Raw genomic sequence first — 21,010 nt, 5'->3', positions numbered from 1 at the left:
TGGTTGTAATTTCGGCGTAAAAGGAGTAGAGTTTTCGGCCTAAAATTTCCCCAAATAACTGGATGGAGTCTGAGATGAAAGTTGCAGTTTTAGGTGCAGCTGGCGGTATCGGCCAAGCACTATCATTACTTTTGAAAACCCAATTACCGGTTGGTTCTGAGCTAGCGCTGTATGACGTAGCGCCTGTTGTTCCTGGTGTTGCTGTTGATCTCAGCCACATTCCAACCGCTGTTTCTGTCAAAGGCTATGGCAAAGACGACTTAGCATCAGCATTAGTTGGTAGTGACATCGTATTAATTCCAGCTGGCGTGCCGCGCAAGCCGGGGATGGATCGTTCAGACTTGTTCAACATCAACGCTGGTATTGTTGCAAACTTGGTTGAAGCAATTGCGGACAACTGCCCAAATGCATGCATCGGTATCATCACCAACCCAGTGAACACAACGGTTGCTATCGCGAAGAAAGTTCTTGAGAAAAAAGGCGTTTACAACAAGAACAAACTGTTTGGTGTAACCACCCTAGACGTGATTCGCGCGGAAACTTTCGTTGCTGAAGTGCACGGCAAGAACCCAGCTGAAGTATCGGTTCCGGTTATCGGTGGTCACAGCGGCACAACTATTTTGCCATTGTTGTCACAATCTGGCTTAAGCTTCACTGACGAACAAATTGAAGCGCTGACTAAGCGTATTCAGAACGCTGGTACTGAAGTTGTTGAGGCGAAAGCTGGCGGCGGCTCGGCAACCCTATCAATGGGTCAAGCAGCAGCACGCTTCTGCTTATCATTAGTGAAAGCATTGCAAGGCGACAACAGCGTTGTTGAATGCACTTATGTTGAAACTGACGGTAAAGACGCATTGTTCTTTGCTCATCCAGTGCGCCTTGGCGCGAACGGCGTGGAAGAAATTCTGCCATACGGTAAGCTAAGCGCTTACGAAGAAAAAGCCAAAGCTGACATGCTGGATGGTCTGAAAAACGACATTCAAATCGGCTTAGATTTCGTTAAATAAGCGAATCACAATGCCAAAGCAGAGCGTCTTACCACCCCTAGTGATAAGCGCTCTGCTTTTTTGTATCTTTTATTTTCTTACTCCTTGGCATGATCATCTACTCATGCGTTATCCACGAGTTATGGATGGCGCTTGGTGGCAACTCATCACCAGCCAATTAATGCATCATGACGCACCGCACTTATGGTTCAATATTGCTGGGGTTTGGATAGCTTGGCTGTTGTTTCCCGAGCAATTGAAAAAGCCGCAGAATTGGGTTGTCGCTTTACCAATATTACTCAGCAGTAGCATCGTCGAACTTATCGGCGCACCAACCTATGAAGTCTACGCCGGTTTTTCCGGCACACTGTACGGGCTATTTGCCTACGCAGCCCTTAAAGATGCTTTGAATAAAAACTGGATTGGCGGCCTTATATTCGTTGCATTAATAATCAAAATAATTCTCGATTTAGACCAACCTGAGTACGGAGATGTTGTTGCAGTGTTTGCACATATAGGCGGCGCTGCGGCTGGCATTGCGATGGTATTTTTTACCCGAAAAACCGCCAAACAGCAGTCCGATTTATAGCATATGTTATAAATTACTCGGTATTTGATCAAAAAACCTCCTTGTATTATTCAAGCAATTGGCGATATTTAATACAGCGACTAGTACTTTAGTGCTATGCGCTTTTGCACAACAACACAAAACAACAAGAATAATCGGGGAGAAATTTATGACAAAACCTGTCATTGAAAAAGTAGTCCCATCTGTACATGGTATTCGACCAACTCTTGTCGCATGTGCAATTTTAGCAAGTTTATCTACCACATCATTCGCACAAGAAGCCGGTGCTGATAGCGTTGAGCCAGATACCCAAGCCGATGAACGTATTGCGGTTGTGGGTACACGTTCAGCGCCACGGTCAGTTGGTGATTCCGCTGTGCCGCTCGATATTGTTGGCGCTGATGAGTTACGAGACCAAGGCTCCACCGATATGATGAACATGGTGAGTACGGTAGTACCGTCATTCAACGTGAACGACCAGCCCATCAATGATGCATCGACGTTAGTTCGCCCAGCCAACCTTCGCGGTTTGGCATCAGACCACACCTTGGTGCTCGTTAATGGTAAGCGTCGTCACCGCAGTGCGGTTATCACCTTTCTTGGCGGTGGCTTATCTGATGGCGCTCAAGGACCAGATATATCCAATATTCCAGCGTCAGCGTTGCGACAAATCGAAGTACTTCGTGATGGCGCTGCTGCGCAATATGGCTCAGATGCAATAGCTGGGGTGATCAACTTTGTCCTCAATGATGCATCGGAAGGGGGAACGCTTGAAGCTCGCTACGGTACTACTGCCGAAGGCGACGGTGACACTATACAGATTAGCGGTAATATTGGGTTGCCGTTAAGTGAGCGAGGGTTCGCGAATCTCAGCGTCGAATATCGTGAAGCCGATGCGACCAGTCGCTCGGTTCAACGTGATGACGCGGCTGCGTTAATTGAGGCGGGTAACACGTTTGTTGCCGACCCAGCGCAAATATGGGGAACGCCAGAAATCAAATATGATTTCAAGGCGCTGGGTAACTTTGGTCTTGATTTAGGCGGCAATAAAGAAGCCTATCTATTTGCCAACTACGCTGAACGTGAAATTGAAGGCGGCTTTTACTATCGCCACCCTCATGATCGAGATGGCGTATTCTTTGGCGGTTTTAACGATCAAGATGAACAATTGCTGCTAGTGGCTGATCTTGATGGTGTAGGGCAAGGGCTATCATGTCCTGAAGTGCCAGTGGGCGATAATGTACTGGACTCTCCAGAATATCAATTAATTGCAGATAACAGCACACCGCTCGGCGCGAACTGTTTTGCCTTTAACGAACTATTCCCAGGCGGTTTTACGCCGCGCTTCGGTGGTATCGTGACTGATGCATCGTTTGTTGCCGGAACGAACGGCTATTTAGCAAGCGATTGGGCGTATGATGTTTCTGTTGGCGTTGGTTATTCACGGGTTGAGTATTTACTTTTCAATACTGTGAACCCATCACTTGGCCCAGATACGCCGTTTGATTTTAGCCCTGGCGCAGCAAGTCAGCTCGAGAAGAACTTTAACCTCGACTTCAGTAAAGGCTTCCAATTTGACAGCTTTTACGACCTCGTGAATTTCGCAACCGGTATTGAGTATCGTCGCGAAACGTTCAAGCAGGAAACCGGCGATCCAGCATCATTTGCCGTAGGTCCATTAACTGAGCAAGGCTTTGGTATTGGCTCAAATGGCTTCCCGGGTATCAAGCCTGAAGCTGCCGGCGAGTGGAGCCGAGGTAACTGGGCCTGGTATGCCGACGTTGAAACCTATTTGACGGAAGATTTCATGGTGGGTGCTGCCATTCGCCTTGAAGATTTTAGCGACTTTGGTTCAACGTCTAACGGCAAACTTTCGGCGCGCTGGCAATTAACCGCCGATTGGGCACTTCGTGGTGCTGTTAGCACCGGTTTTAAAGCGCCAACAGTTGGACAAAGTAATGTCATCAACGTGACAACTGCGTTTGTCGGCGATGCCTTGCAAGATCAAGCACTGCTGCCACCGACGAACCCAATTGCGGCGTTAAAAGGCGGTAGACCACTAGAGCCAGAAGAATCAGTTGCTTACAGCTTGGGTCTTGTCGGTGAATTTGAGAATGGTCTCTATTTAACTGTCGACTATTTCAACATTGAAGTGACCGACCGTCTAAGCCGTACATCGGCCATTCCATTAACCCAAGAAGATCGTGACGCACTCATTGAGCAGGGTGTTCGCGATGCAGCAAGTTATAGCAGTGTTGTGTATTTCACCAATGACTTTGACACCACCACCCAAGGTATCGATGTTGTCGCCAACTACGGGCATGACCTCTGGGAAGGTGATATGAAATACACCCTGGCATATAACTGGACTGATACGACCGTTGATTCATTCAATCCAGACAACATTAACCTTGCCAAAGTGCAGATGTTAGAGGATAACCTACCGGCTCACCGTGCAACCTTCACAGCAAACTACCGGTTCGATGCGATGCGTACGCTAGCTCGTGTTAATTACTACGGTAAATACTATGAAGACCATGTTGACGCGGGCGGTGGTTTGGATATCTTCCCTGGCGCTGAAACAACGGTCGATGTTGAGTTTAGCTATGACTTTAGCGAAAGCTTTACGGCAGCGATAGGCGGTAAGAACGTATTCGATAACCGCCCTGATGAGAACCCGTTCGCAAGTGCAGTTGTTGGTTCGTTGTATCCACCAACCTCACCGATGGGTGTCAACGGCGGCTACTACTACCTTCGCGCGCAATACAAGTTCTAACATGTTGCGATAGAAAAACACCAAGGCAGGCCGAGCGCCTGCCTTTTTTCTGTGCCCTTCAGCGAAATTCGTGTACAATCTTTGGCTTAATTTAACAGTCACACTGAAGCTATGAAGTTATCAGAAATCAACGCCTTGATGGCCGACGACATGACGGGAGTAAACCAGCTGATTGGTGCTGAACTTCAGTCGGATGTCGCTCTAATCAATCAATTGGGTCTGTATATTGTGAACAGTGGCGGCAAACGTCTACGGCCGCTACTCGCTGTAACCGCCGCACGTGCCGTAAATTATGAAGGGCAGGGGCATTTAACCCTCGCGACCATCATTGAGTTTATTCACACCGCTACGTTGTTGCATGATGATGTTGTTGATGCATCAGAATTACGTCGTGGTAAAGAAACCGCTAACGCAGTATTCGGTAACGAAGCGAGCGTGCTAGTCGGCGATTTTCTATATACCCGTGCGTTTCAGTTGATGGTGACGTTAGATTCCATGAAGGTGATGAAGATACTTGCCGACGCCACCAATATTATTTCAGAGGGTGAAGTTTTGCAGTTAATGAACTGCAATGATCCAGACACCACTGAAGCGAGCTATTTTGACGTTATTTATGGCAAAACTGGTAAGCTGTTTGAAGCGGCCACACAACTCGGCGCAGTGCTGGCTCAGCAGCCACAGCAAGTAGAAGATGCGCTAGCGGCTTATGGTCGTCATCTAGGCACTGCGTTTCAGTTGGTTGACGATTTACTCGATTACACCGCCGATAGCGAAACCATGGGTAAGCAAGCTGGCGATGACCTAGCCGAAGGGAAGCCAACACTGCCATTGTTGTATGCCATGTGGCACGGCAACGATGAAGAAGCGGCTATGATTCGTCTCGCGATCGAACAAGGTGATGGGCGCGACCAATTGCAACAGGTGCTTGCGGCAATGCAGCGCACTGGCGCACTTGAGTACACGCGTAATCGGGCGTTAAAAGAAGCCGAGTTGGCACAGCAGCAGTTGGTGCATTTGCCTGCGTCGCCATATCGCGAGGCGTTGCACGCGCTCGCCGCCATCGCCGTCGACCGCATCGCTTAAAAACCGTTACTCGTTATTCGTTACTCGTTATTCGTGAGTTTGGTTCGCTGGAGAATTCGCAGACGTATTTGCTCTCTCCTCGTGGTGGCGACTTTGGTTTTTCGTTTTTGGTGTTTCGAATAACGAATAACGAATAACGAATAACGCTCTTTACTCACGCAGTGAGTTTATGTACAATTCGCGCCCTGAATTTAATTCAAATAAAGACCCCTCGGGGGAAATCGGAGAAAGACATGTACGCAGTATTCCAAAGTGGCGGTAAGCAACACCGTGTAACTGAAGGCCAAATCGTCCGCCTGGAAAAACTGGAAGCGGCCACTGGTGATGTGGTTGAGTTCGATCAAGTGTTAATGCTATCGAACGGTGACGACGTGAAAATCGGCGCACCTTTTGTTTCTGGTGGATCTATCAAGGCGGAAGTTATCAACCATGGTCGTGCAGACAAAGTGAACATTATCAAGTTCCGTCGTCGTAAGCACCACATGAAACGTCAAGGTCATCGTCAGTGGTTCACCGAAGTGAAAATCACTGGTATTAACGGTTAATTGAAGGAGTAACGACACATGGCACACAAAAAAGCCGCAGGTTCAACTCGTAACGGTCGTGACTCAGAAAGTAAACGTCTGGGTGTTAAGCGCTTCGGTGGTGAGTCAGTATTAGCTGGTAGCATCATCGTTCGTCAACGTGGTACTAAATTCCACGCTGGTGATAACGTCGGTATCGGTCGTGACCACACTTTGTTCGCATTAGCGGACGGCAAAGTTTCTTTTGCGGAGAAAGGTCCTAAAAACCGCAAATACGTTAGCATCGTAACTGAATAATAGTAGCCCGGCGTTCTACGCCGGGACGTAGCGCAGCTACGGTGAATCTCGCCGCATCCGCGGTGTTGAATCTCGCCGCAGCAAGAGCTACGGCTAACAATGAAGTATTGAAACCCCGTCCGGAGTGGCGGGGTTTTTTCATGTAAGCAGGTAGGTAATATCATGAAGTTTGTAGATGAAGTCGAAATTCGCGTAGAAGCAGGCGACGGCGGCAACGGCGTAGTCAGTTTTCGACGTGAAAAATATATCCCCAAAGGCGGTCCCGATGGCGGTGACGGTGGTGATGGCGGCGACGTTTATCTAGAAGCCGATGAAAACCTAAACACGCTTATCGATTATCGTTTTGAACGTTTCCACCGCGCTCAACGCGGTGAAAATGGCCATGGCAAAAACTGCACCGGTAAACGTGGTGCAGACTTAGTCTTGAAAGTACCTGTGGGTACGCGCGCCACGGATCAAGAAACCGGTGAAGTGCTGGGCGATTTAACGCGTCACGGCTTGCGTCGCATGGTGGCCAAAGGTGGTTTCCACGGTTTGGGTAACGCCCGCTTCAAAAGCTCAACCAACCGTGCACCGCGTCAGAAAACCATGGGTACTCCAGGTGAAATTCGCACATTAAAGCTTGAACTGATGTTGCTGGCTGATGTTGGCTTGCTAGGCATGCCGAATGCCGGTAAATCAACGTTCATTCGTTCCGTATCGGCAGCGAAACCGAAAGTAGCCGACTATCCGTTTACTACGTTGGTCCCTAATTTAGGTGTTGTACGCCCTGTACCACACGCCACATTCGTTATTGCCGACATTCCAGGACTTATTGAAGGCGCAGCAGAAGGTGCGGGCTTGGGTATTCGCTTCTTGAAACACCTTGAGCGTTGCCGTTTATTGTTGCATCTTGTTGATTTAGCACCGTATGATGACACTGACCCAGCAGAACAAGCAGTCAAAATTGTTCATGAGCTTGAAAAATACAGCCCAGAACTTGCTGCTAAACCGCGCTGGTTAGTGGTAAATAAAGTGGATTTGCTAAGCGAAGAGCAAATCGCTGAAGGCATCGAACGCGTTAAAGCGGCACTTGATTGGGATGGCCCGGTTTACCAAATCTCCGGCTTATCGAATATCGGTACCGATGCGTTGTGTAAAGAAATCATCGCCTATTTAGAGACTTTGCCGAAGCAAACGCCAGAAGAAATGGAAGCCGAAGCGAAGGCAAGCGTCGAGTTTAAGTGGGATGATTATCACAAGCAGCAGCTGGAAGCGTTCGAAGACGAAGATGATGATGACTTCGACGACGATGATTACGACGTGGAAGTGATCTACCAGAAATAACAGCAAATACGATATTAGCTATTGGATATTGGATATTAGAACTGCGAATTCGATATTAGCTATTGGATATTAGATATTAGGATTGATGTATCGGGTATTTGTGTATTGCTAATATCTAATATCCAATAGCTATTATCGTTTTTGAATTCATGGGGGTGAGATGCATATCGCTTTAGTTGCGGCCATGGCGGCCAATCGCGTCATCGGGAAAGACGGCAAAATGCCTTGGCATCTCCCTGCTGAATTGCAGCACTTCAAACGTATAACCCTCGGTAAACCCGTTGTCATGGGGCGTACCACCTATGAATCGATTGGGCGCCCGTTACCAGGGCGTACCAACATTGTCTTAAGTCGCAAATACCAGCAACCCTATACTGACGAGCAAGGTGTGATTTGGGTCAACAGCCCAGAGCAAGCGGTGCATACAGCTGGTCATACTGAAGAGTTGATGGTCATTGGCGGCGGTCACGTTTATGCAGAGTTTTTGCCGCATGCATATCGGTTGTACCTTACTCAGATTCAACTCGAGACTGAAGGCGATACGTTTTTTCCTGACTATCATGCTCAAGCGAACTGGGAACTTGTTGAATCGGTTGAGCATCCAGCTGACGAAAAGAATCCACACGCATTTGTAACAGAAGTTTACGAGCGTGTAGGAGCACACCGCTAGCGCAATAAAAGTGTAGAAATTGCGTTAATATAGGGCGCTTTATAACATTTTAATCCGTTGCGAATGACAATATCGGTCGTTAACATACCTTTCAAATAATAATTTAGCGATTGGTTATGAAAGGTTTTGGGACAGCTCGAAAGGGCTTCGTGACAACATTGAGTGCAGCGTTAGTTCTAGCCAGTGGGTCAGTTGGCGCACAGCCTATGCTGAGTAGCTTTGGCGATGACATGGCATTGTTGTTTTGTAGCCAAATTCGTCATAACAATTCATACGATTTCCGCAATAAATTACGCGAATATCGCTTACGCATTCGTGATATCTACCCGCGCGTTCGTTGTAACGGCGAAACCATGATTCAATTCGCTCAGCGTAACGGCTCTTTTGATATTGGCCGCTTTATCGCGCATAGTGTACTCATCGATGACTTATATGAGGTTGGCGATGCAAATTGGATTCGGCAATTGCCGGAACAAAACACGATACGTCAAGCGATTGAAGAACGGCTGCAGCAAGTATCCCAGTAAAAACAAAAACAAACTTTTACAGTTTGTTGCTTTCCACCTACCCCATAGAAAGGATAGACTGAGCACAGTTGTTACAACCGGATAACAAATCATGCGAAATAAGGGAATATCTGCTCTAGCATTATTGCTAGGGGGAACACTCTACGTTGGTACTGCCACTGCTGCATTCGCGGCAATTCAAGATGATACCCAAGAAGCCAAATCGGCACTGCAGCAGCAGGAGCCGCTCGCTTCATGTTACTTGAAGAACATTAGTGAGCAAGTGCTGTGCGGCACGCTCATGGTGCCTGAAAACTACGAACAACCAGATCAGCGTCAAATTCCTATCAATTACGCTGTGTTGCCGGCGGTCAGTGAGAATAAGAAAGCGGACCCTTTACTGATCTTGGCAGGCGGCCCCGGCCAAGCCGCGACAGAGCTTGCTGCTATGATAAATCGGATGTTCAACGATGTACGCAAGCAGCGTGATATTTTGTTAATCGATCAACGCGGCACCGGAAAATCCAATCCACTTGGCTGCGAACTGAGTCAGGTCGATGAATTAGTGAAAGCGGATGACGACATCGAGCTCTCGCGGATAGCTGGCGAATGTCTTGCCCAATACACGGAAGAAGACCTGACCCAGTATCACACGGTGAACGCTATTCGCGACTTTGAGGCGGTACGCGAACATTTGGGTTATCAACAAGTTAACCTTTATGGTGGTTCGTATGGAACCCGCGCTGGATTAGTCTATATGCGCGAAGCGCCAGAATCTGTCCGCGCAGCGGTGCTGGACGCAGTTGCGCCACCTGAGGTAGTTGTTGGACCGTTTGGTCGACATGGCGCTGACTCGTTCGATTTATTGCTGGAGCAATGTGCGGGCTCAACAGCGTGTGAGAAAACGTTTCCAAGTCTGCGGAGCATCTATGCAGAGACGCTGACTCAACTGGAAGCGAATCCCGTTCCGCTCACAGTGAACGATCCGCTCACCAACGAACCAACTGATATTCTAATCACGGCCGGACGCTTCACTTCGGTCATGCGGGTGGGCCTCTACCACCCAGTAACGCGACAATTGCTTCCGTTCGCCATTCAAGAAACGCACCGTGGTAATTACACACCGCTGGTTGGTTTGATTGGGAGTAGTATGTCGCAATCAGAAATGTATATGGGTTTAACCTTATCGGTGCTGTGTAGTGAAGACCTGCCACGAGCTACCGATAAACTGCTAGCGCAAGACGGCGATAATGACTTCATTGGTAGTCGTACTGCCGATGCGTTTATCGAGATGTGTTCGGTTTGGCCTACTGCACCACGTCCTGAATCTTGGTTTGAGCCAGTAGAAAGCGATATTCCGAGCTTATTGTTATCGGGTCGTCTAGATCCTGTCACCCCTCCAACTTGGGGAGCCTTAGCGGCGCAATCGCTATCAAATAGTCGTCATTTAATCGCACCGAATGGCTCGCACACAATTGCCGGTCATACTTGTGCCAACAAGTTAGCTGCGCAATTTATCGATACATTGGACTTGGCTGCGCTCGACGATAGTTGTTTGCAACAGCAAAAACCATTGCCGTTTGTACTGAATGCTAACGGCAAAGGCTTGTAAGGTACCCGTCATGATTCAAGTAACAGAACTTCGCAAACAATTTGGCAAAGTCACCGCATTGGACGGACTTACCTTTACCGCCCCTGAAGGGCAAATAACCGGTTTGTTAGGGCCAAACGGCGCGGGTAAAACCACTTGTTTACGCACGATCTATGGTCTGCTTAAAGCTGATAGTGGACAAGCGCTTATTGATGGTATCGATGCGAGTAAGGAACCACTCGAGGCGCGTCGAAACATCGGCATCTTCCCAGATAAATTCGGGTTGTATGAGCGTTTGACGGCGCGTGAGCAGGTGGCGTATTTTGCCGCCCTGCATGGTCTTGATAAAGATACTGGTGAAGCAGCCGTGCAGGAGGCTCTTGAGCGCTTAGATATGCTCGCTATCGCCGACCGCAAAGCAACCGGGTTCTCGCAAGGCCAGCGCATGAAAGTGGCGTTGGCACAAGCGATTGTCCACCGCCCCAAGCATCTGATTCTTGACGAGCCGAGTCGCGGTTTGGATGTCATGAGTACACGCATTCTACGCGATTTGTTGCGCGAGCTTCGCAGTCAAGGCACCAGTATCTTGTTTTCCAGCCACGTGATGCAAGAAGTAGCAGCGCTATGTGACCAAGTGGTGGTGGTCGCAAAAGGGAAAGTGGCCGCTCAGGGCACAACGGAAGAACTTTGTCAGTTAACTGGCGAATCAGCGCTCGAAGAAGCGTTCGTAAAAATAATCGGAACCGATGAGGGAATCGCTGCATGAGCAAGTCTGTTCGCAGTCCAATAGGAATTGTTTGGCGTAAAGAATTAAAAGACGCAATTCGCGATAAACGCTCAGTGATGGCGGCGATGTCATACGCATTTTTCGGCCCATTACTTATGGCGGTTGCTTTTTACGTGATGATCAGCCAATTGACTGATCCCAGCGATGTTGAAATTGATATAAAAGGGGCAGAAAACGCGCCGGCACTGATTAATTATTTAGAACAACAAGGTATTGTTGAACGCGACAAAGCTTGGCCTGCTGGCCAGCAACCCATAGAACTCGATATCGGTGAAAGTTGGGCTGACGACATTGCGAGCGCAACGCCAGCTCCGGTGACATTAACCGCTGATTTTAGTGCCACCAAACAACGCTCAGATATCCGCCGTATTGAGCAAGCCATTGAAGGTTATAGCAGTAAACTCTCGTTTATTCGCATGCAAATGCGAGGCCTTGATCCTCGTGTGGTGCAGCCGATTGATCTCATCAAGCAAGATACAGCAACCAAAGGTTCTCGCTCAGCCATACTCATGGGCAGCGTGTTAATCTTTATCCTGTTGTCGGTGTTCTTCTCAGGCATGAACGTTGCTATTGATATTAGCGCCGGTGAGCGTGAACGTAATTCCCTGGAATTATTGTTATCGCAACCCTTAAGTTCACACCAGTTGGTACTTGGTAAAGCATTCGCGGCAAGTTGTTTTGCCATGTTCGGCGGCGTACTGAGTGTGGTATTGATACCGATTATTTTCCGGTTCCTGCCGCTGCACAATATTGGGATTAGTGTCTCAATCGAATGGCCAATGATGTTGTTAATGGTATTGATGCTTGCACCGCTTGCATTATTCGCAACGGCACTGCAGCTATTTGTAAGTTTCCGCGCTAAGAGCTTTAAAGAGGCGCAAACATACATCTCATTCTTACTCATGCTACCGATGTTAGCTGTGTTTGGCGTTGAATTTGCGCGCCTCAAGAATCCAGTACTTTACTATTTACCATTAACCGGGCAGCACCAAGCTTTGCTCGATATCATCAAGGGCGAGGCATTACAGTGGTTGCCGTTGGTGGTTAGTGGGGTAGTGACGGCGATTGTGAGTTTGTTGATTATTCGCTTTATTGGCAAAATGCTCGCAAGCGAAAAAGTCGTCTTCGGACTTTAAAGCAAGAGCGTTGTTCGTTATTCGTTACTCGTTATTCGTGGGTTCGTCTCGCTGTTGAGATTAGAGACAAATTTGCTCATATTTTTGTGTGATCACTTTGGTTTTTCGTTTTTTCGAGTAACGAATAACGAATAACGAATAACGAATAACGAATAACGAATAACGAATAACGAATAACGACTAACGCTGTTCCACATGTAGTAGAGCCACTGGCCGAGGCGGCGCAGCCTCGGTAGCGGAAACTTCGGTAACGGCGACTCGTAAAACGGTAAAGGCGGCAATTTCTCGCCCATCGCCAACTCGGCAACACGTTGTCCGGCTAATTGCGTGAACGTAACGCCGGCACCACAATACCCCATGCTGGTGAAAACATTCTTCGCTGGGCTGTAAATGCGCGGATAGTCATCCAATGCTACAGACACCCAGCCACTCCAACTATATTCAGGCTTCTCTTGGCTTAACTGCTGCAAGGCTGGAAACGTATCTGCCATCGCGCGCAGTAGGTTGCGCTGATAGCGTTCCTTGTGCGCGTCTTTGCCGCGAATGGCACCTCGACCACCAAATAGCAAGCGACCATCGGGTAAGAGTCGGAAGTAATATTTAAGTGTGCGAGTATCCATCACCAGCTCGTGTGGCTCGACACCAATTGCAGTGCGCTCTTTAGCCGTTAATGGACGTGTGACAAGCACACTCGAGAGTACAGGCAAACTGCGCCCATGAATTGCTGGATGTAAGTGGTTTGGCGTATAACCGTTGGTGGCCACAATAACTTTCTGAGCTCGAATGGTCCCTTTGGCAGTGAGTAAGTGATGCGACCCGTCGCTCTGGGTATGCCACTGCTCAACAGGCGCGTGCTCAACTAGCGTGGCGCCGGCCTGCGATGCTTGACGTGCCACACTCGCCAATAACAGCAGTGGATTGACTCCAAAACTTTGCGGAAAGTGAACCGCAGCAAAGGCTTGAGGGCTTCTCACCCGTGCCTGAATAGCATCATAATCAAGCCATTTGGTACTCGGTTCGTATTGACACAATGCCTGATACTGTTGCTCTAACTCATTGATTGCGGATGCTTTGTGGGCAATTTTCAAATAGCCGCCACGTTGCACTTGTAGTTGTTCCGGACACGCTTGCAAGTGACGTTCAAGTCGTTTAAAAGCAAGCTGGTATTCGTTCTGGATGGCTTGTGCAACCGCTTCACCGCGACGCTTCTTCCAAGCGACGTAACCTAAGCGTCCAGTACCAGGCATGGCAAAGCCAGCATTGCGTGTTGAACAGCCCCAGCCAAGCTGATTGGCTTCAACGACAACGACGCGTTGTTGGTATCGTTCGGCAAGCTCAAGGGCGGCATTTAGCCCCGTATAACCGGCACCTATAATCACAATATCGGCTTCTGCCGGTAACGTTTCAGAGCAAGCTGGCCAAGCAGTTTGAGTGTGAGCGTGCCAATAACTTGCCGGGTAAGGTTGATTTGGGCCTGGATTTTTATCGTGGAGAGGGTCGTACATTATTGCACCAGGCCTTAGTTAAATTAAAATTTCAGTACCATTTCACCAGCGGTGCAATAACACACACCATCGCAGACAGGACAATGGTACCCGTCATTAATCGAAAGATCATACCAACGTTTATCGTGTTCTTGAATCAGCTCACCACCGCAGCGGGTAAAGTATTCAAAAGCCGCATTTTGAGGGCTTTGCATCCAAATATGCGCCAATCCTGCTTTACAACCAAGTTTCTTGGCTTCAGCAATCGAACGTTGCAGTAAACCGCGACCAATGCCACCACCGCGAACATCAGGATCAACCGCGACACATTTAAAGTAACAAATTTGCGCAGCTGGCACAGGCCATTTAGAAGGGCTGCAGTGACCATCGATATCCCAATTACCCGGAGCGAAAGTCAAACGAATACCCGCCAATTTGCCATCAGCAAAGGCCAGCCAGTTTAAATTGATGTCGCCAACGCGCCCACGCTGGTCATAGTCAGCAAGTGATTCTGGCGTCAAATAGTTGTCGCCATGAACGCGGTTGCCTAATTCAATTACGGCCGCGTAATCGGCGGCCGTCAGTTGCTTGTATTCAATCATAAAAAACCAAGTTCGATATTTGATATTAGATATTGGATATTAGTAAGAGCGAAATCGCTAATATCTAATATCCAAGTGCTAATATCGCTTTTGTCTTTAGTAGCGGTAGTCGTCGGACTTGAATGGCCCTTCAACAGCGACATGAATATAATCCGCCTGCTGCTGCGTCAATTTCGTCATCACGCCGCCGAAACCCTGCACCATATAACGTGCAACTTCTTCGTCGAGTTGCTTCGGCAGTACTTCAACGCGAAGCTTGGCCGTTTTTTCAGAAGCTGGCAAGTCAGCAAATTTCTCTTCGAATAAGTGCATTTGCGCGAGTACTTGGTTAGCAAATGAACCATCCATAATACGGCTTGGATGACCCGTTGCGTTGCCTAAGTTCACCAAACGACCTTCCGACAATAGCAACAAATAATCGTTGTCATCGTCGCTGCGATAGATTTTATGAACTTGTGGCTTTATTTCGTCCCAGCGCCAGTTATCGCGCATAAATTTGGTGTCGATTTCGTTATCGAAGTGACCGATGTTACAAACCACAGCAGTAGATTTCAATGCGGCGAGCATGTAGCGGTCGCACACGTTGACATTACCGGTGGTGGTAACGATCAGATCAATGTTCCGCAGTAAGTCACGGTTGATGCCTTCGGCGGAATTGGTGTTGACGCCGTTAATGTATGGCGACACGACTTCGTAGCCGTCCATGCACGCTTGCATCGCACAAATTGGGTCAACTTCAGTGATTTTGACGATCATGCCTTCTTGGCGCAAGCTGGCTGCTGAGCCTTTACCTACATCGCCATAACCAACGACTAGAGCTTTCTTACCCGACAATAAATGGTCGGTCGCACGCTTAATCGCGTCGTTCAGTGAATGGCGGCAACCGTACTTGTTGTCGTTCTTTGACTTTGTCACGGAGTCGTTCACGTTGATAGCTGGAACGCGCAAGGTGCCGTGTTTCAGCATTTCTAATAAACGATGTACACCCGTGGTGGTTTCTTCAGTGATACCGTGAATTTTGTCGAGCATTTGCGGGTATTTTTCATGAATCAACAGGGTCAAATCACCACCGTCATCCAAAATCATGTTGGCATCCCACAACTCGCCATCTTTGTGGCAAGTTTGCTCCAAACACCACTCGTATTCTTCTTCAGTTTCACCTTTCCAAGCAAATACCGGCACGCCCGCCGCAGCCATTGCTGCCGCCGCGTGATCTTGTGTCGAGAAAATATTGCAAGATGACCAACGCACTTCTGCACCTAGCTCAATCAACGTCTCAATTAATACCGCTGTTTGAATGGTCATGTGAATACAGCCAATGATACGCGCACCAGACAATGGCTTGCTGTCTGCGTATTTACGACGGATGGTCATTAGCGCTGGCATTTCTGATTCAGCGATTGCGATTTCTTTGCGGCCCCAATCGGCCAAGCTAATGTCTGCGACTTTGTAATCTTGCATATAAAACCTCTTAATTCGTTATTCGTTACTCGTTGCTCGTTATTCGCAGTTCTGCTCGCTGGTTCACTCTTCATAGCGATTCGCACATTTTTCTGTGCGGTAACTGCTGTCATTCGCTTTTTTTCTCGAATAACCAATAACGAACAACGAATAACGCTCTTTCTTTTAATTGAATTCTGGTTCGTGCTGTAAGCGAATCAACAACTGCTGCTGCCGATCAAGACTCAAACGCGGGCCGAAATTCGACACCACCTCCGCCGCCGCATGACTGGCTAACAAACCACATGCAGCTAACGAATAGTTATGCGTTAAACCATACATCATCGCCCCAGCAAACATATCACCAGCACCGTTGGTATCTACCGCTTTCACTTTCACACCGGGTACCACAACTTGGCGTTCGCCATCACCTAACAGAGCACCGTTTTTGCCAAGTGTAATGGCGACCAAATCAGCGTGTTGTTGTAATTGTTGCAGCGCTTCTTGTACGTCAGTGGTGCCAGTTAAGATCCCAGCTTCTTCTTCATTACAAAAAAGCACATCAACGCCGCCATCAAGAATCAAATCAATGCCGTCACGGAAGTACTTCACCATGGCGGGATCAGAACAGGTTACGGCTATTTTGGTGCCGTTAGCGCGGGCGATCTCTTTGGCGCGAGTAATTGCTTCACGAGCAACCATTGAGGTGACCAAGTAACCTTCAATGTACAGGTACTGAGCGCGTGCAATCGCATCTTCATCTAGCTCATCAACTGATAAATCAGCGGTGATACCTAAATAGGTGCGCATAGTACGCTCGGCATCAGGGGTCACCATCACCAAACAACGACCGGTTTTGCCTTCGTGCTTTTGGCTACCTGTATTCGTGGTAATGCCGACCTGTTCTAGGTCTTCACAATAAAATTTACCGGCTTGGTCATCAGCAACTTTACAACAGTAAAATGCGTTGCCACCAAACTGGGCAAAACCAACTAACGAGTTGGCTGCAGAACCACCGCCAGATTGCTTTTTAAGTTCGCCGCGCTGAGCCAAGAGTTTAATTAGTCGCTCTTGGTCCTCATCTTCTATCAGCGTCATCATGCCTTTTTCAATTTGATGCTGCTGTAGAAATTCGTCAGTGACTTCAAATTCCTGATCAACGAGCGCGTTGCCAATTCCAACGATATCAATAGGTTCCATGCCTTTCTCGTATAAGGTTTTCATTAGGTTATAAAACAAAAAAATCCGGCCGCAAAGTATACCGCAGCCGGATTAGTAGGTCGATAAATTGGTTAAGCTTTGTAACCGCCAGGCACGCCTTTGGTGGTAATACTCACAGCGTCATGAGCGTGCAGTGATTCGTAGTGATTCACGCGCACCCAGAAGTCTGAGAATTGCGTCTGCAAATTCAATGCATGTTGCAGACGGCGAGCAGCGTCTTCGCAGAACATTAGGTTCTGGCCGTTTAAGCGTGCGAACTCTTGTTCGTCTTCACGTTTCACCGCTGCTTGCACAGGGGTCTTCAATGCATCTTCAATCGCATCAATGAGCGCAATGATTGGCAGTTCAGACACGTTGTCGCCCATAATCACTTTCACTTGAGCAACAGAGCGTTGGCTATGAGGTGTCGCGACGATACCTTGGGTTGTGCCTAACCAGCGATGAACGAGTTCAGCATCAACTTCGCTATCCGTTCCGAATTGATTTGCGAAGGCATCCTGAATCAACTGTCGAGCAAGAGCTGCTGAACACGGACAGGTACTTGAATACGGCACTTCAACGCCTAGTTCGAGGTTCAATTTGCCATTATCGTAACGCCCAGTCACAGTGACAGGGTAGGCTTTCCAACCCTGTTTTTTGCTGATCAGCGATTTACGACGCAGGTGATAGTCGAAACTAAATTTCACGTAAGCTTGATCTGCAAGCCCATCGTGACTATCTATAAAGTCATGCAATAATTTACCAAGCGACTGATGGCTGAGCACGTCGTTGTTTGATAAATCTTCCAACAGCAGGTATAAGCGAGACATGTGAATGCCTTTCGCTTTTGGATCGGTAAGATTGACGAATGCATCAACGTGAGCACTCACTGGGCGCTCAGGTTCTTGTGCAGCACCGACCACCAGTGGCATCTCGATATTGCTCATGCCGACCCAATCGAGTTTACCCTCGGTTTGCGCGCGAGTTTGATTGGCGATATCTGGCATCATTGTTGGTGTAGCTGTTGGCATGCTTGTACGGCTCCAAACGTTAAAAATACTGTTCCCTGCGAAAGGGGGCGATAGTATACAAGAATTATGCTCAATACGGTAGTTTGCCAGATTGGGTTTATAACCAAAGGAAAAGTTTTCGATTAGGTGAATCGAAAAATATGGATAAGGACAGCACGATGTTGGATGAAAAGCTTTTAGAGCAATACCATGAACTACTTGGTAATGAAGGTGTGCATGAAATGTACGATACCTTCAGTGACAACATTGCCGGTTATTTAGATCACCTGCAGCATGTCGTAAAAAAACGCGATGAAGCAGAAACTCGCCGGCAGGCACATAAGGTCAAAGGCGCTTGTCGTTCAGTTGGGCTTAGACAGCTTGCGGATCAAATGGAACGCTTAGAGCGAGAAGAGTGGCATTGGGGCGACGCCGATGAACTGCTGGAGCAGTGGGCGGTTGAATTGCCACTGCACCAGCATCAGCTTCGTCGTTGGTTACATGCTCGGGGCATTTAACGATGGCTGCTCAAGGTGTTGAATTGAGACATCACCAATAAAGCGATAGCCTTCACCATGAATAGTCGTGATGAGGTTCGGCGAATCAGGCTGAGCCTCAAAGTGACGGCGGATACGGCGAATAGCAACGTCGACCGTCCGGTCGTTTGGTCGCAATTCACGATCCAGCATTTTCTTCACCAACGTTTCGCGATCTAAAATCTTACCCGGATTCGTTAAGAATAATTCCATCGCGCGATATTCGCTTTTCGGCAGACGGAACATTTTACCATCTGGCGAGAACAAGCAGCGACTATCACTCTCTAAGCGCCAACCATTAAATTCATAGACGACACTGTCGTGACCAACATTTTTTTGTTGGCTCTTTAATGCTTCGATACGGCGGTATAAGTTGCGTACGCGAATAATCAATTCTTTTGGGTTGTATGGCTTGATGAGGTAGTCATCAGCACCCAATTCGAGTGCAAGCAAGCGGTCTTCTTCAGCATCACGGCCAGTAAGGAAAACTAAGCCAATGTTGTCGTTCTCGCGCAATTTTTCTGCGAGTTCGATACCACTTTTGCCCGGCAAGTTGACATCCATGATGACAAGGTCAATTTGTTGACGCGCCATGATGCGTTGCATTTGCATGCCATCTGCGGCGTCGAACACATCGTAGCCTTCTTGCTGAAACAGGCGCGTGAGTGTATTGCGTGTAACAACTTCGTCTTCAACGATTAGTAATCTGGCGCTCATAGATGGTTCCAAGAATCTGTTAACATGTGTTGAAATTTGGTAATGAAATATAGTGTAGCATGCGATTTTATATATAGCTGTATATTCATGCAACTATTCTTACAAAAGTTTACTTACTCGCAGCGACGTGGCGTACCGGCATTGTGATATGAAATTCAGTGCCTTGCTGTGATTGGCTTGCAAGACTAATTTGCCCCTGCAAGGCGTGTACTACCAAGTTATAAACTAAGTGCAAACCGAGGCCTGCCGCGCCATGACTGCGTTTCGTAGTAACGAACGGGTCGAAGACTACTTTGATCAATTCATCTGGTATGCCATCACCGTTGTCGGAATAATTCAACTCGAGTTCACCTCGCTCAGCACTATCTTCCATTGCGTGATAGTTAAATTCAAATTTAATTCTGGGTTGAGCCGTATGTGTAAACGCGTGCTGCAAAGCATTTTGAACTAACTGACTAATCACTTGATTCAAAGGCCCCGGGCGTACACTAACGGTTAGCTCGTCAGGGAATTCTGCGACAAGTTGCACGTTCGCTAATTCAGGATGACGATTGCGCAAACTTTGTTCAATTTCCGCCCAGAATTTCGAAATAAGTACCGGACGATCTTCGTCGCTAAACTGATCCATCGATAATTTGCTGAAGTTACTAATCAGGTCAGCAGTGCGCCGAATATTTCGGCTTATCAGCGCTAAATTTTCATCGAATGAGGTCATGTAGCGCTGAAACTCCTGGCTGGTGAGCTTCTTTTCCGCAAATTTTTGTTTCATGCTGAGTAAGTGATCTTGCAATATGGACGTTGAAGTCACTGCTAAACCAACCGGCGTATTAACCTCATGTGCGACGCCAGATACCAATTTCGCTAAACTTTGCATCTTCTCAGCTTGCACCAATTCGTTTTGATACTGGTGGGCAGAAGCGAGTGCTTGTTGCAGCTCTTGGTTCGATTCAAACAACATTTGTGTGCGCTGCTTTACTTGCAATTCAAGCTCTGCGTTAAGATCGCTGGCCTGACGTTCAGCTTGCTCTTGGCGTTTAATGTGCTGCTGTATACGGCTTAATAGGGAGTTAAATGCGTTGGCGACACGGTCGAGCTCTTGTAACTCAAATTCATGCAGCGCCGTATCATATTGCTTATCACGCGCGATGTCTTGAATGCTCTCCACCATTTCATCTAACGGCTGCGTGATAATACGACGCAACCAAAGTGACATAAGCCAACTTAAAATTAAACTGGCGGTGGTGATGGCAATACTAATCGCTAGCGAGAATACTTGTGCCTGATCGTAATCGGTACGCGAGGTCCGTATATACACATATCCTTGCAGCGAATCTTCAACCATAAGCGGACGTGCCGACTCCACATAGTTATCAGTAAAACGCGCCTGAATAAGTGTTTTCGCTCGCTCGAAGCGAACCGGAATTGGCGCTTCTTGTTCAGCGTAATAGCTCGCAAAAAAGCTCAGTGAATCGCTGTCAGGATCATGGCGGTACAAGTGGATGTGCTTAATTAGTGGCGAGCTTTTAAATGACTTTAACCATCGTTCGGCCGAATCCGCTTGGTTATAAACCATGAATGCATTGGCGTTGGCGGCAACAAAACTGGCAACTTCATCGGTCTGACGTAACAACCGTTGATGGGTATCATGAATAAAGTTAAAGCTAAGCACCAGGCACGCCAACGCCACCGAAATCGTTGTAATTAAGATAACGAGGCTGGTAACACTGCGTTTTATGGAGCTAACTTTAAGCGTCATGAAGGCTACACCTGT

General features: G+C 47.8%; 20 protein-coding genes. 13 read left to right on the top strand and 7 right to left on the bottom strand.

Translation table 11 applies throughout. The annotated features are described in order from the left end of the window. The first annotated feature begins 74 nt into the window (after positions 1 to 74). From mdh to CWI76_RS06105, 12 genes are all read left to right on the top strand, one after another. Positions 75 to 1,007 (top strand): malate dehydrogenase, encoded by a 933-nt coding sequence (mdh, locus tag CWI76_RS06160; RefSeq protein WP_126759487.1) that lies wholly within the window; start codon positions 75 to 77, stop codon positions 1,005 to 1,007. A gap of 103 nt (positions 1,008 to 1,110) precedes the next feature. Next, positions 1,111 to 1,575: a rhombosortase gene (gene rrtA / locus CWI76_RS06155; RefSeq protein ID WP_157980810.1), complete on the top strand. Its 465-nt coding sequence runs from the start codon at positions 1,111 to 1,113 to the stop codon at positions 1,573 to 1,575. A 148-nt stretch (positions 1,576 to 1,723) separates the two neighbouring features. Next, a complete protein-coding gene (locus CWI76_RS06150; RefSeq protein ID WP_126759485.1) occupies positions 1,724 to 4,330 on the top strand; it encodes a TonB-dependent receptor plug domain-containing protein in 2,607 nt (868 codons plus the stop codon). A 111-nt stretch (positions 4,331 to 4,441) separates the two neighbouring features. Then, positions 4,442 to 5,413 carry an octaprenyl diphosphate synthase gene (ispB, locus tag CWI76_RS06145; protein ID WP_126759484.1) on the top strand — a complete coding sequence of 324 codons (972 nt, stop codon included), beginning with the start codon at positions 4,442 to 4,444 and terminating at the stop codon, positions 5,411 to 5,413. Positions 5,414 to 5,646: 233 nt separating this feature from the next. After that, positions 5,647 to 5,958, top strand: coding sequence for a 50S ribosomal protein L21 (rplU, locus tag CWI76_RS06140; protein ID WP_055439239.1), 312 nt, complete (start codon positions 5,647 to 5,649; stop codon positions 5,956 to 5,958). An 18-nt stretch (positions 5,959 to 5,976) separates the two neighbouring features. Continuing rightward, positions 5,977 to 6,234 carry a 50S ribosomal protein L27 gene (gene rpmA, locus CWI76_RS06135; protein ID WP_055439238.1) on the top strand — a complete coding sequence of 86 codons (258 nt, stop codon included), beginning with the start codon at positions 5,977 to 5,979 and terminating at the stop codon, positions 6,232 to 6,234. Positions 6,235 to 6,396: 162 nt separating this feature from the next. Next, on the top strand, positions 6,397 to 7,560 hold the full coding sequence (gene cgtA / locus CWI76_RS06130; protein WP_126759483.1) for an Obg family GTPase CgtA: 1,164 nt from the start codon (positions 6,397 to 6,399) through the stop codon (positions 7,558 to 7,560). Positions 7,561 to 7,720: 160 nt separating this feature from the next. Continuing rightward, positions 7,721 to 8,230 carry a type 3 dihydrofolate reductase gene (gene folA, locus CWI76_RS06125; RefSeq protein WP_126759482.1) on the top strand — a complete coding sequence of 170 codons (510 nt, stop codon included), beginning with the start codon at positions 7,721 to 7,723 and terminating at the stop codon, positions 8,228 to 8,230. 149 nt (positions 8,231 to 8,379) lie between these two features. After that, the gene (locus CWI76_RS06120; protein ID WP_157980809.1) at positions 8,380 to 8,757 is read left to right on the top strand and encodes a DUF3718 domain-containing protein; all 378 of its coding nucleotides are present in this window, start codon (positions 8,380 to 8,382) and stop codon (positions 8,755 to 8,757) included. A 91-nt stretch (positions 8,758 to 8,848) separates the two neighbouring features. After that, positions 8,849 to 10,348 carry an alpha/beta hydrolase gene (locus CWI76_RS06115; protein WP_126759480.1) on the top strand — a complete coding sequence of 500 codons (1,500 nt, stop codon included), beginning with the start codon at positions 8,849 to 8,851 and terminating at the stop codon, positions 10,346 to 10,348. Positions 10,349 to 10,358: 10 nt separating this feature from the next. Further along, entirely contained in the window at positions 10,359 to 11,093 is a 735-nt protein-coding gene (locus CWI76_RS06110; protein ID WP_126759479.1) for an ABC transporter ATP-binding protein, read from the top strand. Continuing rightward, on the top strand, positions 11,090 to 12,250 hold the full coding sequence (locus CWI76_RS06105) for an ABC transporter permease (RefSeq protein ID WP_126759478.1): 1,161 nt from the start codon (positions 11,090 to 11,092) through the stop codon (positions 12,248 to 12,250). The genes CWI76_RS06110 and CWI76_RS06105 overlap by 4 nt, the downstream gene beginning before the upstream one ends. Positions 12,251 to 12,342: 92 nt before the next feature. Here the strand turns inward: CWI76_RS06105 and CWI76_RS06100 are convergent, their stop codons facing one another. From CWI76_RS06100 to folE2, 5 genes are all read right to left on the bottom strand, one after another. Then, entirely contained in the window at positions 12,343 to 13,755 is a 1,413-nt protein-coding gene (locus CWI76_RS06100) for an NAD(P)/FAD-dependent oxidoreductase (RefSeq protein WP_126759477.1), read from the bottom strand. Positions 13,756 to 13,778: 23 nt separating this feature from the next. After that, positions 13,779 to 14,336: a GNAT family N-acetyltransferase gene (locus tag CWI76_RS06095; RefSeq protein ID WP_126759476.1), complete on the bottom strand. Its 558-nt coding sequence runs from the start codon at positions 14,334 to 14,336 to the stop codon at positions 13,779 to 13,781. A 96-nt stretch (positions 14,337 to 14,432) separates the two neighbouring features. Next, positions 14,433 to 15,797 carry an adenosylhomocysteinase gene (gene ahcY, locus CWI76_RS06090; protein WP_126759475.1) on the bottom strand — a complete coding sequence of 455 codons (1,365 nt, stop codon included), beginning with the start codon at positions 15,795 to 15,797 and terminating at the stop codon, positions 14,433 to 14,435. A gap of 165 nt (positions 15,798 to 15,962) precedes the next feature. Then, on the bottom strand, positions 15,963 to 16,976 hold the full coding sequence (locus tag CWI76_RS06085; protein WP_126759474.1) for an adenosine kinase: 1,014 nt from the start codon (positions 16,974 to 16,976) through the stop codon (positions 15,963 to 15,965). A gap of 92 nt (positions 16,977 to 17,068) precedes the next feature. After that, positions 17,069 to 18,007 carry a GTP cyclohydrolase FolE2 gene (gene folE2, locus CWI76_RS06080; protein WP_241967977.1) on the bottom strand — a complete coding sequence of 313 codons (939 nt, stop codon included), beginning with the start codon at positions 18,005 to 18,007 and terminating at the stop codon, positions 17,069 to 17,071. Positions 18,008 to 18,147: 140 nt separating this feature from the next. On the opposite strand from folE2, the gene CWI76_RS06075 reads away from it, so the two are divergent. Beyond that, entirely contained in the window at positions 18,148 to 18,504 is a 357-nt protein-coding gene (locus CWI76_RS06075; protein WP_126759473.1) for an Hpt domain-containing protein, read from the top strand. Here CWI76_RS06075 and arcA read toward each other — a convergent pair. Together arcA and CWI76_RS06065 are read right to left on the bottom strand one after the other, a co-directional pair. After that, complete coding sequence (gene arcA / locus CWI76_RS06070; protein WP_092856363.1) at positions 18,484 to 19,239, bottom strand: two-component system response regulator ArcA; 756 nt, start codon at positions 19,237 to 19,239, stop codon at positions 18,484 to 18,486. The genes CWI76_RS06075 and arcA overlap by 21 nt on opposite strands. A 109-nt stretch (positions 19,240 to 19,348) precedes the next feature. Further along, on the bottom strand, positions 19,349 to 20,995 hold the full coding sequence (locus CWI76_RS06065; protein ID WP_126759472.1) for a HAMP domain-containing sensor histidine kinase: 1,647 nt from the start codon (positions 20,993 to 20,995) through the stop codon (positions 19,349 to 19,351). Between the last annotated feature and the right edge of the window lie 15 nt (positions 20,996 to 21,010).

It is taken from the genome of Pseudidiomarina marina (genome assembly GCF_003987045.1).
Taxonomy (GTDB): Bacteria; Pseudomonadota; Gammaproteobacteria; order Enterobacterales; family Alteromonadaceae; genus Pseudidiomarina; species Pseudidiomarina marina.
The sequence above is the reverse complement of the archived record's forward strand: the minus strand, read 5'-3'. Positions and strand labels throughout refer to the sequence as shown.